At 66.3% G+C, this 14,992-nt stretch carries 15 protein-coding genes and 1 pseudogene; 7 read left to right on the forward strand and 9 right to left on the reverse strand.

Annotation, left to right across the window (positions count from 1 at the left end; genetic code table 11):
- Positions 1-22: 22 nt before the first annotated feature.
- On the reverse strand, positions 23-1,651 hold the full coding sequence (locus ACQP2D_RS22700) for an FAD-dependent oxidoreductase (RefSeq protein WP_433677917.1): 1,629 nt from the start codon (positions 1,649-1,651) through the stop codon (positions 23-25).
- 125 nt (positions 1,652-1,776) lie between these two features.
- Between ACQP2D_RS22700 and ACQP2D_RS22705 the strand changes: the two genes are divergently transcribed.
- Together ACQP2D_RS22705 and ACQP2D_RS22710 are read left to right on the forward strand one after the other, a co-directional pair.
- Entirely contained in the window at positions 1,777-3,936 is a 2,160-nt protein-coding gene (locus ACQP2D_RS22705; RefSeq protein ID WP_433677918.1) for an MMPL family transporter, read from the forward strand.
- Between the two features lie 85 nt (positions 3,937-4,021).
- Entirely contained in the window at positions 4,022-4,291 is a 270-nt protein-coding gene (locus ACQP2D_RS22710) for a metal-sensitive transcriptional regulator (RefSeq protein WP_357311671.1), read from the forward strand.
- Between the two features lie 75 nt (positions 4,292-4,366).
- Here the strand turns inward: ACQP2D_RS22710 and ACQP2D_RS22715 are convergent, their stop codons facing one another.
- The 4 genes and pseudogenes from ACQP2D_RS22715 to ACQP2D_RS22730 form a co-directional block, all read right to left on the reverse strand.
- Positions 4,367-5,317, reverse strand: coding sequence for an amidohydrolase family protein (locus ACQP2D_RS22715; RefSeq protein ID WP_433677919.1), 951 nt, complete (start codon positions 5,315-5,317; stop codon positions 4,367-4,369).
- 451 nt (positions 5,318-5,768) lie between these two features.
- Positions 5,769-6,128: an Rv2640c family ArsR-like transcriptional regulator gene (locus tag ACQP2D_RS22720; protein WP_433677920.1), complete on the reverse strand. Its 360-nt coding sequence runs from the start codon at positions 6,126-6,128 to the stop codon at positions 5,769-5,771.
- 130 nt (positions 6,129-6,258) lie between these two features.
- Positions 6,259-6,837 carry an HdeD family acid-resistance protein gene (locus ACQP2D_RS22725; protein ID WP_433677921.1) on the reverse strand — a complete coding sequence of 193 codons (579 nt, stop codon included), beginning with the start codon at positions 6,835-6,837 and terminating at the stop codon, positions 6,259-6,261.
- 69 nt (positions 6,838-6,906) lie between these two features.
- Positions 6,907-7,317, reverse strand: a pseudogene (locus tag ACQP2D_RS22730) (VOC family protein).
- A gap of 200 nt (positions 7,318-7,517) precedes the next feature.
- Here ACQP2D_RS22730 and ACQP2D_RS22735 point away from each other — a divergent pair.
- Positions 7,518-8,504 (forward strand): glycosyltransferase family 9 protein, encoded by a 987-nt coding sequence (locus ACQP2D_RS22735; protein WP_433677922.1) that lies wholly within the window; start codon positions 7,518-7,520, stop codon positions 8,502-8,504.
- 78 nt (positions 8,505-8,582) lie between these two features.
- Here the strand turns inward: ACQP2D_RS22735 and ACQP2D_RS22740 are convergent, their stop codons facing one another.
- Positions 8,583-8,933, reverse strand: coding sequence for an ArsR/SmtB family transcription factor (locus ACQP2D_RS22740; protein ID WP_433677923.1), 351 nt, complete (start codon positions 8,931-8,933; stop codon positions 8,583-8,585).
- Between the two features lie 183 nt (positions 8,934-9,116).
- On the opposite strand from ACQP2D_RS22740, the gene ACQP2D_RS22745 reads away from it, so the two are divergent.
- The 3 genes from ACQP2D_RS22745 (at position 9,117) to ACQP2D_RS22755 (ending at position 11,702) form a co-directional block, all read left to right on the forward strand.
- Positions 9,117-9,815, forward strand: a complete 699-nt coding sequence (locus tag ACQP2D_RS22745; protein WP_433677924.1) for a M23 family metallopeptidase — start codon at positions 9,117-9,119, stop codon at positions 9,813-9,815.
- Between the two features lie 209 nt (positions 9,816-10,024).
- Positions 10,025-11,104, forward strand: coding sequence for a hypothetical protein (locus tag ACQP2D_RS22750; RefSeq protein WP_433677925.1), 1,080 nt, complete (start codon positions 10,025-10,027; stop codon positions 11,102-11,104).
- Positions 11,105-11,159: 55 nt separating this feature from the next.
- Positions 11,160-11,702, forward strand: coding sequence for a YaeQ family protein (locus ACQP2D_RS22755; RefSeq protein ID WP_433677926.1), 543 nt, complete (start codon positions 11,160-11,162; stop codon positions 11,700-11,702).
- 19 nt (positions 11,703-11,721) lie between these two features.
- Here the strand turns inward: ACQP2D_RS22755 and ACQP2D_RS22760 are convergent, their stop codons facing one another.
- Positions 11,722-12,048, reverse strand: a complete 327-nt coding sequence (locus ACQP2D_RS22760; protein ID WP_433677927.1) for a hypothetical protein — start codon at positions 12,046-12,048, stop codon at positions 11,722-11,724.
- 293 nt (positions 12,049-12,341) lie between these two features.
- Between ACQP2D_RS22760 and ACQP2D_RS22765 the strand changes: the two genes are divergently transcribed.
- Positions 12,342-12,677, forward strand: coding sequence for an RNA polymerase-binding protein RbpA (locus ACQP2D_RS22765; RefSeq protein ID WP_040691372.1), 336 nt, complete (start codon positions 12,342-12,344; stop codon positions 12,675-12,677).
- A 236-nt stretch (positions 12,678-12,913) separates the two neighbouring features.
- On the opposite strand, the gene ACQP2D_RS22770 is transcribed toward ACQP2D_RS22765, so the two are convergent.
- Entirely contained in the window at positions 12,914-13,780 is an 867-nt protein-coding gene (locus ACQP2D_RS22770; protein WP_433677928.1) for an ABC transporter permease, read from the reverse strand.
- Positions 13,780-14,766, reverse strand: a complete 987-nt coding sequence (locus ACQP2D_RS22775) for an ATP-binding cassette domain-containing protein (RefSeq protein ID WP_433677929.1) — start codon at positions 14,764-14,766, stop codon at positions 13,780-13,782. The genes ACQP2D_RS22770 and ACQP2D_RS22775 overlap by 1 nt, the downstream gene beginning before the upstream one ends.
- Positions 14,767-14,992: the final 226 nt, after the last annotated feature.

The raw sequence follows: 14,992 nt of genomic DNA on the forward strand, positions 1-14,992 counted from the left end.
TGAAACGGATTCTTCGCGGGGGCTACGTGTTCTGGTCCGCGAATGCGTCACGCCAGGTCCGGTACCCGCCGTCGAGATTGACAGCGTCCCGGCCGAGCTGGGTCAACAAACGCGTCGCAGTGTTGCCGCGCTGCCCTGCCTGACAGAACACCAGAACCGGACCGGCCGGGATCTCGGCGGCCCGTTCGCGTAGCTCGTCCAGGGGGATATTGACTGCACAGGGAATGGAACCAGCGATGAACTCCTCCCGCGATCGCACGTCGACCAGCTGCGCTCCTGCCACGATAGCCTCGCCGATTTCATTCCACTGCACTGTGCGGACAGCGCCGACGCGCAGATTATCGGCCATGTAGCCCAGCATGTTCACCGGATCCTTGGCCGAACCGAACTGCGGTGCGTACGCCAGCTCCAGGTCCATCAACCGCGAGGCCGGAATACCGCCCGCCATCGCAGTGGCCAGCACGTCGATGCGCTTGTCGACACCTTCCCCACCTACCGCCTGCGCGCCGAGTATCGCGTCGGTATCCGGATCGACGAGCAGCTTCACCGACATCGCGCGCGCATCCGGGTAGTACCCGGCATGGGCGAGCGGATGGGAGTGCAGCACCCGGAACGGGCGGTCGGCGGCTCGCAGTCGCTTCTCGCTCCATCCGGTCATCGCCACCGTCAGCTCGAAGACACCGACGATCGCGGTGCCCTGCGCGGGCGGGTCGGTGACCGACAGACCTGAGATCGCATCCGCGACCAGCCGCCCCTGCCGATTCGCGGCATTGGCCAGCGGGACGAGCGCCGACTGCCCTGTTACCGCGTCTCGCTTCTGCACCACATCGCCGACCGCGTAGATATGCGGTGCCGACGTGCGGAAACGATCGTCGACCGCGATGCCACCACCCGGGCCGACCGCCAATCCGGCCTCGCGGGCCAGTGCGCTCTCGGGGCGCACCCCGATCGCCATGACCACCAGCTCGGCCGCGACCACGCGCCCATCCGAGAGCGTCACCGTATCGCCGTCGACGCGAATCAGCTCTGCACCCAACTCCAACCGGACCCCGTGATCGCGCATCTCGGCGGCGACCGGCGCGGCCATCTCGACATCCAGCGGTGCGAGCACTTGCGGAGCGCGCTCGACCACGGTGGTCGAAATACCGCGCCGCACAAGATTTTCGGCCATCTCCACACCGATGAACCCGGCCCCCACCACTACCGCCGACCGCACCTCGGCCACCGCTTCCACCAGGCGGTCCACATCGGCGACATCACGCAGCACCAGCGCCCGCTCGACACCGGGCAGCGGCGGCACGATCGCCGCGGCACCAGTGCTCAGCACCAATTCGTCGAAGGCTTCGACATATTCACGACCCGAGTCCAGTGCACGCACGGTGACCGTGCGCCCTTCCGGGTCGATGGCCACCGCTTCGTGCCGGACTCGCACGTCCAGTCGGAACCTCGCCGCGAGCGACTCGGGCGTCTGCAACAGCAGCGATTCACGTTTCGGGATCACTCCGCCGACGTAATAGGGCAGACCGCAATTCGCGAACGACACATGATCGCCGCGCTCCAGCACGACGATTTCCGCCGATTCGTTCAGCCGCCGCAGACGGGTGGCGGCCGACATACCACCGGCCACACCACCGACGATCACAACCTTCATCTCGCTCCTCCCAGCGGGCCACGGCACCGCATGTGCCGGATGCCACTCTTCACTCAAATACCCCTGGGGGTATATTTCACTTCGAGGCCCCAATATACCCCATGGGGTATGAGAGGAGAATTGTGATGACCGACTCGTTGGCGGTTTCCACGGCTCGCGACACCGCGCCACCGCACCGATCCCCTGGCGCACTCAGCCGACTCGGGGCAGCGATGGCCGGTCGCGCCCGGATCGTGTTCGGCATTTGGCTAGTGGTGCTGATCGCGCTCGGCGCCGCCGCTCCGAGCGTGTTCACCGCATTGGCCGGGGCGGGCTGGCAGGCCAACGGCTCGGAGTCGGTGCGTGTACGTGAGCTGGCACAGCAGCATTTCGGCGGAAACTCCTCGGCGGCGGTGCAGGTGGTCGTTCATTCGGACACCGCGACAATCGATAGCCCACAGGTGGCGCAGCTGCTCGGCGAGATCACCGACGTCTTCAGTGGCGATACGCGCTTCGGCGAAGTGATCGCGCCGCAGCCGGGCTTGTCGATCAGTCCGGACGGGCACACCGGCATCCTCATCGCGGGCGCGAATGCCACCACCGACGAGATGGTCAAGGCCGTCGACGAGCGCAAGGCAGCGCTGACCGCCCTGTCCGGCAATGGCATCGAGGTCTACCCCACCGGAGCTTCGGCGCTGTGGAGCGACTTCAACGAGGCCAATCACGACGCCATGATCAAGGCCGAAATATTCTCCTGGCCGGTCACCCTGGCGATCATGGTGCTGGCCTTCGGATCGCTGGTCGCCGCCGGACTGCCGCTCGTGCTCACCCTCGCCGGACTGGTGACCTCGGCCGGTGGTCTGGTGCTGCTCAACCACTTCACGCCGATCTCGGTGTGGGCCATGAACTTCGCGATGATGTTCGCCCTCGCACTGGGCATCGACTACGCGCTGTTCATCGTTGCCCGCTTCCGCGACGCGCTCACCACCGCGTCGAATACCAGGGCCGCAGTCGCCGAAACTATGAATACCGCGGGCAAAGCCGTTGTGCTGTCCGGACTTACGGTTCTGGTCAGCCTGTCGGCGGTACTGATCGTGCCCGCACCCGCGGTACGGACCATGGCGGTCGGAATCATGTTCGCGGTGGCCTTCGTGCTCGCGGCGACCATGACCCTGCTGCCGGCGGCATTGGGCGCATTGGGCGGCAAGGTCAATGCCGGTGCACTGCCGCACGCCAAGCGGCAACAGCACCATTCTCCGCGGTTCGCCGCCTGGGGCCGACTGCTGCACGATAAGCCGTGGCCGTTCGGGATCGGCGCGGGCATCCTGCTGATCGCCTTGTCGGCTCCGGTATTCGGGCTGCAGGTGGCCATGCCCTCCATCCAGGTCGTGCCGTCGGACGCACCCGTGCGTCAGGGCTACGAACTGGTGCAGGCCCAGATGGGCAAGGGCGCACCGGGCATGCTGCAGATCATCGCCCCCGCCGACGAGGCCACACAGGCCACGGCGGCCGCGAATGCGGTCGACGGGATCGGCATGGTCACCCCAGCCCAACCCGCCCGCGACGGCAGCGAGATGGTGATCATGCAGGCCCTCCCCGACGTCGACCCGTCCGACGCGCACATGGGCGAGATCCTCGACCGGTTGCGCGCCGAATTGCCTTCGGCCGCATTGGTCGGCGGTGCTCCGGCGGAGAACCTGGACCTGCAGCAGGCACTCGATGACTATCTGCCGATCATCGTCGGGATCATCCTGATACTCGGATTCGCGCTACTGCTGATCGCACTGCAGGCGCCGTTGATCGCCGCTCTCGGCACCGTGGTCAGCCTGCTGTCCACGGCCGCGGCCTTCGGCGTCGCGAAACTGATCTTCCAGGACGGACACGGCGCCAGCCTGCTCGGGTTCACCCCACAGGGCTTCCTGGACGGCTGGGGACCGGTGTTCTTCTTCGCCATGATCTTCGCGATCGCCATGGACTACACGGTGTTCCTGCTGGCCACCGCCAAGGAGCACTACGAGCATTCCGGCGACCCGAAGGTCGCCCAGGTCAACGGCCTGTCGCATTCCGGTCGGGTGATCTTCGCCGCCGCCGCGGTCATGGTCGCGGTGTTCTTCACCTTCGCGCTCGCCGACCCGCTGCCGCCGAAGGAGATGGGCATCATCCTCGGGGTCGCCGTCCTGCTGGACGCATTCGCGGTGCGTCTGGTGCTGATGCCGGTGCTGCTGCGACTCACCGGGCACGCCGCATGGTGGTCCCCGGCCTGGCTGCGCAGACTACTGCCCTCGATCAGCTTCGCCCACCACTGAAATCACCTCCAGAGGCTCGGCACACACCGAGCCTCGATACCCCCAGGGGTATGATTGGTGGTCTACTCGATGAAAGGAATATCCCATGGTCGGCAACGAAGAGACCATCGCCCTGGTGCTCAACCGACTGCGTCGCGCACACGGCCAGCTCGCCGGAGTGATCTCCATGATCGAGCAGGGCCGCGACTGCAAGGATGTGGTCACCCAACTCGCCGCCGTCTCCCGCGCGCTGGACCGCGCCGGCTTCAAGATCGTCGCGACCGGGCTGCGCGAATGCCTCACTGGTGACACCGCCGACGGTTCCGAACCGATGACCGAAGCCGAACTCGAGAAGCTCTTCCTCGCCCTCGCCTGACCACGGAAAGCACAGGTACGCAACTGATCTCGGTCATCGTTCCGCACGCCGACCAGCGACCAGCGACCAGGATCGCTATTGGAGGGCTTCCTTCGCCAGGCGGGGAAACAGCTCGAGAGCGTTTTCTCGGTTGATCGCGGCCCGGCCGGTGTCATCGAGACCGGGATAGGCATCGAACTGGCCGGTGAAGTACGCGACACCGAGTTCGGGCGCGAACGGCCAGTCGCTGCCGAAGAGGACATGGCCGGGGCGGGCGAAGGCGAGCAGACTCGGCAGTGCCGCCGGACTGCCCGACAGCGCGGTATCGAAGTAGAAACCGCTGAGGTCTTCCAGGATTTCGAGAGCGTTGCGGCCGGTTTCGGCCATGATCGCGGCGGCGATGCGATGCGATGCGTAGGGCACGAACCCGCCCGCGTGCGACAGGATGAACCGAATGTTCGGGTAGCGCCGCGGCACGCCGTGCAGCACCAAATTCGTTGCGGCGCGCGTGGTGTCGAGCAGAAAGTCGGCCGCGAACGGCGGAATCCCCGCCACCGCGGGCCCCGGCAGTTCCGAGGGGTGCACCAGGACCACGGCGGCCCGCCGATCCAGCTCGGCCATGACCGGATCGAATGCCGCGTCGCCGAGGTAGCGGCCATGCGCGTTTGCCAGCAGCACGACACCGTCGGCGTTCAGTTCGTCATATGCGTGCGCGATCTCCTGGACCGATCCCGCCACATCGGGCAGCGGCACGGTGGCGAACAGCCCGAACCGATCGGGGTGATCGCGCACCAGATCCGCACCGGCCTCATTGACCCGACGCGCCCACATCTGCGCCTCGACATCATCGCCGAGGTGAGTGCCGGGCGTGGACAGCGACAAGATCGCCGTGGCGATCGAATAGCGGTCCATCAGCGCGAGCGCGCTGTCCGGACTCCAGTCGGGCAGCTCGCGGCCACCAGGAGCGACGACACCTTTCGTGCGTAGCCAATCGGCATAGTCACGCGGAACGAGGTGCTGGTGCACATCGATGCGGGCGGCGGTCATCGATAATCTCCTTCGGCTCGGGCTGCACAAACAACACCATCAAGGTGAGATTATTCGCATGCCTGATGTAATCATCAGTTAACCGAGCAGGTCGGTCAAGGGGGTTCGACCAGAACGGGCCAAACGAGGCTTATCTGATGATGCCGTCAGACATGCTCGCCGTCACTCCTCCAGGAGGCTCGATACACACAGGCGGTTTGCAGCCGGACAGACACAGCCGATGCGCGATGTTGCAACCGGTCACCGAACACCCGCAGCCGCCCATATCGGATGCGCAGAGCACCCGCACCACACACCATCACCGGGTTGCATTCCAGCGCGCGCATGCCGATTCGCCCAGTTGGATCATGGCTTGACCCTCCCCCATTCGAACGACGGCACCGAACGTCGACACCAAGCGTGCCCGCGTTGGGCCAACCGTTACGGCACGCTTCCCGACAACCGGGCGAATCTACCGGCAGCACCCCGGATCGAGCACGAAACACAAGGCGGACAACGCATCTCGGCGTGCGGCATGCTGGACGGTCATCCCCCGACGCACCGATTCCACCAGCCCGGCGGCACGCAGCTGGCCCAGGTGATGACTGACCGTCGATTCCGCGAGTACCACCGCCGCGGCCAGATCACGGGTGTTGACCGTGCCGTTTCGCTCGGCGAGCAGCAATGACATCAATTTGACCCGCACCGGATCCGCAAGCGCCTTCAATCGCAATGCCACCTCGAGTGCGACCCGGTCATCGACCGGCGCCGCCGCCACCGGCGCACAACAGATCGGCGCGGAAACATCGAGCACCGGCAGGGTCTTGGGCATACTTCCATCTTGACATATATCGAAAGCCTTGCCGATCAGGACCCGAAATCACCACTGCCCCAACAACCTCCACCCGAACGCCACCCCAGCGGCCGCCGCACACAGCGACGGCCGCGGACAGTCGACGACCTCAGACCTCGGCCAGCTTCTTCGCATCCCTCCGGACACCGAATGCGGTGACGATCTCAATGACACCCAGGATGATCAGCCACCAGCCCGCGACCAACGCCAGCGTCGCCACCGAACGGACCGGCCAGGCGATCAGCACCACACCACCGATCGCGGTGATGACACCGAAGACGCCCTCCCAAACCCGGCCGGGCATCGCCGGCTCGGAGATCGCCGCCACCAGCAGCGCAATACCGCGGAAGAGCCAGCCGATACCGATCCACAGACCGAGCAACAGAATCGAGGCCAATTCGTCACGGAAACAGAAGACACCGATGATGATCGACAACACGCCACTGATGAACGCCAGCACCCGCATTCCGGTACTGCCAAGTGTGCCGAACGCTGCCAGCAACTGCAGGAAGCCGCTCACCACCAGATAGATACCGAAGATGATGCCCGCGGCCGCCAATGTCACATCCGGCCACACCAGGATCATCACACCGAGGATCACCGCCAGGATGCCGGTGACCAGAATCGTCTGCCACGCACTGCGCGCAAGCGACTGCAGAGGACCCTCTAGCACGCTGTTTGTCGTCATAACGAGATGCTATGCCTTACGGCAATGGTTTTCTGGGCATTTGCTAGACAATGCGCTGAGCGGCCGACGCTAGGCGGAGGCGCCGATATTCACCATCCACGCGGTACCGAATCGGGCCATGCACTACCGAACTCGTCACCCTACATCCGCTTCTCCAACGGCACGGTTACCGTGCCACCGGCGGTCAGCTTGTCCCAGTAGCCGCGCAGTTCATCGGCGTCGCCACCGCTGAGACTGATCGAAATGCTGCTGCCAGGTTTGTAATCCATGCCGGGCGGGGTATCCGAAGCCATCAATGTGAAACCGCTCGGCGTCTCCAGCATGGCGTGCATGACCAGATCCGCGCCGGCCGAGTCCGTATCCCCCATATCCCCGAAGGTCTGAATGGACAGCGTGCCGTCGAATACGTCTCGATAGAACTCGAGCGCGGCGCGCGCCGTGTCGCCGAAAACTGATGTACGCGTTGAGCCCGGAGACCATAGGGAACGCTCCTCGGTGTGGGTGCCGCCGTCGCCGAGGTTAGTCCCGTGGCCCGGACAGCGGGCTCTATAACGGGCTACTCACTCACGTTTATCGCCGATCGGGCTCGGGTAGTCATACCTAAGTGGCTCTCGTCGTGTGCACCTACGGGGTGAAGCGGGTGGGTCGGGTTCACGATCTCGGGTGGCTAGGAGAAGAGGGTGGCTGTTGTTCTCGTCCTGCAGGCACGTGGCCTCGGTGATCTGCTCACCGCGGTTCCCGCGTTGCGCGCGTTGCGACGGGCGAAGCCGCACGATCAGATCGTCCTAGCGGCTCCGCATCGGTTGAAACCGATCATCGACCTCATCGCTTGTGTCGACACCATGATGCCGACCGCGCAACTCGGCGACCTGCGCTGGGATGCCACACCACCCGCACTCGCGGTGAATCTGCGCGATCCGAGCGCCGAGAGCATCGTCGCGCTCACCAAGACCGATCCCGGCCGCATCCTGTCCTATCGCAACCCGGCCTTTCCCGAGTTGGAAGGCCCGGAGTGGCACACCGATATGCATCACGTCGAACGCTGGTGTCATCTGCTCGAATCCGACGGCATCGTCGCCGACCGCCGCAATCTCGGATTGGTCCCGCCGGTCGCCACCACCAGCCACCGCGATTGTGTCGTCGTACATGTCGGCGCGGGCGCTGCGGCGCGCCGCTGGCCGCCCGACCGGTTCGCCGCCGTCGTGCGTCATTTACTGGTGCTCGGTCGCGAGGTGGTGCTCACCGGTGACGAATACGAGCGCGATATCGCGCTGAACGTCGCCGCGCGCGCGGGCCTACCGGTGGGCCGGGTTTTAGCGGGCGAGCAGAACCTCATCGAGCTCGCGGCCACGGTCGCCGAGGCCGCACTGGTCGTCTCCGGCGATACCGGCATCGCACACCTGGCCACCGCTTTCGGGACCCGCACCGTATTGCTGTTCGGCCCGACGCCGCCGCGCTGGGCTGGGCCGCCGCCGCATCTGCTCGGCAGGCATGCGGTGCTGTGGGCCGGTCAGATCGGCGACCCGATGGCCGATACGCCCGATCCCGGATTGCTGCGGATCGGCGTCACCGAGGTGATCACCGCCGTCGATAAGCAACTCGCGAAGCGCACATGGCCCGGCAGCGGAAACAATCGCGGGCGAACGACGTACCGCCGCGTGGGGTGACCGGCCGCGCTGCGCATGGGGCAGGGCGAGCACCGCGAGATTCCACCGTCGGCCGAGCCGACCTACCGCCGCGGACAGTCAGCCGCTGGAGCGTTGAGCATTCGTGTCGGGCGTTGTCTCGGTGCGGGCGCTGCTCAGCGCGGCGGCATAGGCCGCGAGTGCGCTGGGCCAGAACTGCTCCAGGTAGTCACGCGCGTCGCCGAGTCCGCGCGGGTCGAGGAAATACAGGTGCCGGTTGCCGTCCGGGCGCATCATGACCAGCCGGGCCTCGCGCAGCACGCGCAGATGCTGGGAGACCGCGGAGCTGGTCACCCCGACGAGCTTCGCCAGGTCGCCGACGGCCAGCGGCGCGGTCGGCAATGCCTCGAAGATGGCCCTTCGGGTCGGGTCGGCCAATGCCTCGAGTGCGCGAACTCCTTTAGTCGGCACTGAAATAGTGTGATCGACCGGCATCCCTCTGGTCAATTCTGCGCTATACGGCATTTCACCAGGTAAACAGCGCAACCACGCCTTGCCGTTATGCGGTTGTTACATCCCAACCGGGCTCAGACCGACTCGTGACGGTTGCCACACGATTGCGGAACCCAAATTGCGGTCCCGTACGTTCAAGCCATGTCCGTGACCGTATCGTTATCTTTCCGTCGCGGCGCGACTCGTTCACGCCGCAACCGCACCACCACCCGGGCGGTTGCCGTTGCCGCGGTCGTCGGCACCTCGCTCGGCGTGCTCGCCGCCACGGACCCCCATGCACTGCCCGGCGTCAGCACCGGAAAGACCGACCAGCCGAGCACCGATCCGGCCAGCGCCGCCGTCGCCTTCACCGCATTCACCGCGCCTGAACCGCAGGTGCCGCCGACCGTCTCCGAGGCCGTCGTCTGGGAGCAGAATCGAGTGGCCGCCGAAGCGCGGCCACGCACCGTTCGCCCCATCGCGGGCGTGCTGACATCCAATTTCGGGATGCGCTGGGGCGCGCTGCACGCGGGCCTCGACTTCGCTGATCCCATCGGCACCCCGATCGCCGCGGTCACCGACGGCACCGTCATCGAGGCAGGCCCGGCCTCCGGCTTCGGCCTGTGGGTGCGGGTGCAGCAGGACGACGGCACCATCGGCATCTACGGCCACGTCAACGACATCCTCGCCACCGTCGGCCAGCAGGTGCGCGCGGGCGACGTCATCGCGACCGTGGGCAACCGCGGCTTCTCCACCGGCCCGCACCTGCACTACGAGGTCCACCGGGGCGACGGCGCGCCGATCGATCCCATGCCCTGGCTCGACGCGCGTGGTATCGCCGTCGGCATCGCCGCCGAGTAGGCGGACCCTCCGGCCCGCGACACATCCCACCGATTCGAGGTCCTGTCCACCGCGCATTCGGGCGGGATCGGACTCGGCCACCACGGTATTCGCAATTCGATGAGGGGATCGCGGATACCGCGGTGGTCGATTTCCAATACCCCGGTACTACCCGCGAATGGCGCCGCAGCGGGACGTGGTCGCGTGCCGTCGATTCCTACCGTCGGACCATGCTGACGATCGACACCCTTTCCGCCCCTGGCAATTCCACGCCGCCTCGACACCGCCGCCCTACCGCACTCGATCTGCCGCGTGGGGGTCGCCTGCATCGCCCGCTGGTGTGGATGGTGGCCGCGATGGGCACGCTCGTGCTGTTCTGCATGGGCGGCATGGCATTCGACGATCGGATGCTGCTCGGCGAATCCGTATGGCTCAAACCGTTCAAGTTCGGGCTCGCGTTCGTGCTCTACGGGTTCACCCTGGCCTGGTTGCTGTCGTTGCCGCACAAGGGAAGTCGGGTCACCTGGTGGATGGGGACAGTGTTCGCGGTCACCGGATTCGTCGACGTCGGATTCATCGTGGTGCAGGCCGCACGCGGCACCTACAGCCATTTCAATCACGAAACCGATGCGGTGAATTCGATCGGGCAGATGGTGTTCGCCTCCGGCGTGCCCGGGCTGTTCTTCGCGAATCTGATTATCGTGCTGATCCTTTCGTGGCAGCGCTTGGTGGACCGGCCGACCGCGCGGGCCATTCACGCCGGACTCGGACTCGCCGTGGTCGGGATGGCACTCGGCTACCTGATGGGGTTCACCGGCAAGCAGTTGGTGCGAGACGCCGACGGCAACGTGGTGGAGTTGGTTGCGGGACATACGGTGCTGAACAACCCGTCCCTCGACGCGCGGGACGGGGTCGGCGCTATGCCGATCACGCGTTGGAGCACCATCGGTGGCGATCTGCGGATCCCGCATTTCCTTGGACTCCACGCCATCCAGGTGCTGCTGCTCGCGGTCGTCGCGCTGGCCTGGTTGGCGCCGCGCCATCCGTGGCTGCGCGCCGAACGTACCCGCGCCGCGCTGATCGGGGTGGTCGCTCTCGGCTATGCGGGGCTGGTCGCGATCGTGTTCTGGCAGGCGATGCGGGCGCAGTCACTGGTGCATCCGGATGGCAGCACGCTGCTGGCGTTCGGTGGGTTGGTGGGGGTGATCGGCCTGCTGACGTTCGCGGTGTACTGGCGGGCCCGGGCCGCAGTCGACCACACCTCTGGCGCCACCCGGTTGTTCACGGCGGGCGGCCGACCCCGCAGGTGATCCGATGGGCTCGCCGCGGTACACGCGAGGCGGCGTCATCTAAGCTCCTGCTCCTATGGCCCTCAGCGCAACACTGCACAACTTCGCCATTCATCTGGCCGACGTCGACCGCGGTGTCTATCAGGAGTTGGAGTTGCGGGTGGCACGCCACCCATCCGAAACGGCCGAGTTCATGCTGACGCGACTGCTCGCCTACTGCCTCGAATACGAAGAGGGCATCACCTTCAGCGACGGCGGGGTTTCCGCCACCGACGAACCCGCGGTGCTGGTGCGCGATCTCACCGGACGCCTCACCGCCTGGATCGAAGTCGGCGCACCCGATGCAGAGCGCGTGCACCGCGGCAGCAAAATGGCTGAGCGCGTTGCCATCTACACCCATCGCGATCCGGTCAAGGTGCTGGCGCAGCTCACCGGCAAGCGGATCCACCGCGCCGAAGCGATTCCCCTCTACAGCTTCGATCGGGGTTTCATCGATGCCGCCGTCGCCGCGATCGAACGCCGCAACACCGTCACGATATCCATCACCGAACGACTGCTGTACCTGGACCTCAACGGTAAGGATCTGAGCACACCGGTCGCGGAACACCGAGTGGCATAGCCTGCGACTCGGTTCGCGCTCACCGTAGGCGTTCGGCCTCGCGGGTCAGTGTCAGCAACGTGACGCTCAACGCCCTCAGCTCATCGGTGTCCGCACCTTCGCCGATGGCGGTGGCGACGTCCTCGGCGGCGCAGCGTGCGGCGAACCAGCGGTCGGCCAGATCGGCCGCCTCCTGGGCGCTCAGTACCACGGAATCGTCGGGAATCCCGGTTCCCTTCAAGCTGTTGCGGTGTTCGTAGGCGCGTTGGCGGCAGGACTGTCGGCAGTACCGGCGACGGCGACCGGCCTCCGATTCGACGATCTCCCGCCCACACCACAGGCAGCAGGACAGCAAGCGGCGCGACATGACGCAGAACATTAACCGTTCCGGCGGCCGGATGGGGCTCGTGGCCCCGGATTGCCGCCGCGGCGCGGGCGTGGCGGATCGCATCCGTGTCACGCACTACAATGGAACAGTTCACGGCCGCTAGGGACGGCGCGCGGCGCACTCGAAAGGGTCAGCGTGCGTCGGGAACTATTGGCGCAGGCACGGTCGTTACACCTAAGGTCCAGCGAGCGTCAGGCGCTCGTCCGGCTGCGTCCACCGAACGGACGCGGCCGCAGCGCAACAAGACTCGAGCACACAGGGAGAGGCACACCATGGCAGATCGCGTACTCCGGGGCAGTCGGCTCGGAGCGGTGAGCTACGAAACCGATCGCGACCACGACCTGGCCCCGCGACGGATCGCTCGGTACCGGACCGATAACGGCGAGGAATTCGACGTCCCGTTCGCCGACGATGCCGAGATCCCCCCGACCTGGCTCTGCCGCAACGGCCAGGAGGGCACCCTCATGGAGGGCACCACTCAGGAGACCAAGAAGGTCAAGCCGCCCCGCACCCATTGGGACATGCTGCTCGAGCGTCGCAGCAAGGAGGAGCTGGAGGAGCTGCTCAAGGAGCGCCTCGACCTGCTGAAGACCCGGCGCCGGGTCTAGGTTTCCTTTCCGGGTGTAGGGCGCCGAGCCGGACGGCGTCCGGAACCAGCTGCCCCCGCGGACGGAAGTCTTTCGAGACCGAAAGGCCGCTTGCATCGAGCGATGCGAGCGGCCTTTCTCTTGCCCATGAACGCTGGCCACAGCCGAACTACGCGCCGCCGATACGCCCGGATCAGCGCCTCCCCGCCGCCGATCCGGGCGCGGTCAGGGTCACCTCGACGGCGGGTGAGCGCTACTTACTTGCTGGCGACCTTGCGGTAGCGGAGCAGGGCCAGTGGCACGACCACGATGAGGATGGCGAAAGAGCAGGCGACGGCGTATTCGATGCAGTGGTCGGCGGGCCAACCGGTGGGGGTGCCGAAGCTGGGGGGTGCGCTGTTGTCGAACAGTTTGCGGCCCGCGGCGGACACCGCGGTGATGGGGTTCCATTCGGCGACCGCGCGCAGGGGGCCGGGGAGAGACTCGGCGGAGATGAAGGCCGAGGAGATGAACGACAGCGGGAACAACCAGATCAGGCCCGCGCTCTGAGCCACTTCGACGGTGGGCGAGAGCAGGCCGGTGAGTGCGCCTACCCAGGACATGGCGAAGGCGAACAGCAGGATCACCGCGAACGCCAATGCGGCGTCGGCGATGCCGCCGTTGATCCGCCAGCCGACCACATAACCGCAGCCGACCATGACGGCCACACTGAGGATGTTCACCACCAGATCCGACAGCGTGCGCCCCATCAGCACCGCCAGCCGCGACATGGGCAGGGTGCGCATGCGGTCGATAATGCCCTTCTCCAGGTCGCCTGCCAGGCCGACGGTGGTGAAGGCGGCATTGAAAGCGACTGTCTGGGTGAAGATTCCGGCCAGCAGGAATTCCCGATATTGGCCGCCGCCCAGTGAGGCGCCGAAGATGTAGGCGAAGAGGAATACGAACATCAGCGGCTGAATCGTCGCAGTCACCAGCAGGGTCGGGACGCGCAGGATGGTCAGCAGATTGCGGTAGGCGACGATCGCGCTGTCCCGGATGACCCGGGCGTGCGGCGCCGGAATCTCCTGGGGGGATTCGGTTTTCCCGGTCGGTTCCGCTTCGGCGCGCGCGACTGCGGTACTCATCAAGACAAGATCTCCTCGTGTACGTCGTCGGTTTCCGGCTCGGGTTCGCGCGCGGCGGTGCCCGTGAGGGACAGGAATACGTCGTCGAGGCTGGGGCGGTGCACATTGGCGTCGACCACACACACCCCGGCGTCGTCGAGCCTGCGCAGCGCCTCGACCATGGTGCGCGAGCCGTCGCCGACCATAATGGAGACTTCGTCCGCGCCCGGATCGTGGGTCGGCTCGCCGATGCCGACCTGGTCCAAGACCGTCAGCGCTGGCTTCACATCCTGGCCCGCGGCCAAGGTGACGGTGAGCCGGTCGCCGCCGATGGAGGTTTTCAGCTCGTCGGCCGACCCCTTGGCGATGACGCGCCCGCGATCGATGACCGTGATGCGGTCGGCGAGCAGATCGGCCTCTTCCAGGTACTGGGTGGTGAGCAGCACGGTGGTGCCGTCGTCGACGAGCTCACCGATGACGCGCCACATATCGAGTCGCCCACGCGGATCCAGTCCGGTGGTCGGCTCGTCGAGCACCACGACCGCGGGCCGGGCGACCAACGCCCCGGCCAGGTCGAGGCGCCGCGCCATCCCGCCGGAGTAGGTGCCGGCGCGGCGATTCGCCGCATGGTCCAGACCGAAGGCGGTCAACAGTTCGGACGCGCGCGAGGTGGCCTGCCGCTGCGACATTCCGTACAGCCGCGCCACCATGCGCAGATTCTCATAGCCGGTCAGATTGGCGTCGACCGCCGCGTACTGACCGGACAATCCGATCCGCCGCCGTGCCGCCGCCGGATCACGCAAAACGTCGATTCCCGCGACCCGCACCGAACCGGCACACGGCCGCAGCAGGGTGGTCACGATGCGCACCGTCGTCGTCTTGCCGGCACCGTTGGGGCCCAGCAGACCCATGACCGTCCCCGCCGGTATCTGCAGGTCGACCTCGTCCAGCACCCGCACCCGACCGTAATTCTTGACCAGGCCCAGTACCTCGACCGCAAGGCTCACGACTCCGCCTCGCTAGCGCTCGGCTCCGTCGTGCGCCTTGGCGCGCTGTGCTCACGATTCACTCGCTGACGCTCGCTCATAACTCCACCTCGCTAGCGCTCGGCTCCGTCGTGCGCCTTGGCGCGCTGTGCTCACGATTCACTCGCTGACGCTCGCTCATAACTCTCCCTCACTGACGCTCGACTCCGGCGTCCCCACCAGCGCCGCCCTGACCGTGGGTTGCTCG

The organism is Nocardia sp. CA-119907 (genome assembly GCF_050955995.1).
Classification (GTDB): domain Bacteria; phylum Actinomycetota; class Actinomycetes; order Mycobacteriales; family Mycobacteriaceae; genus Nocardia.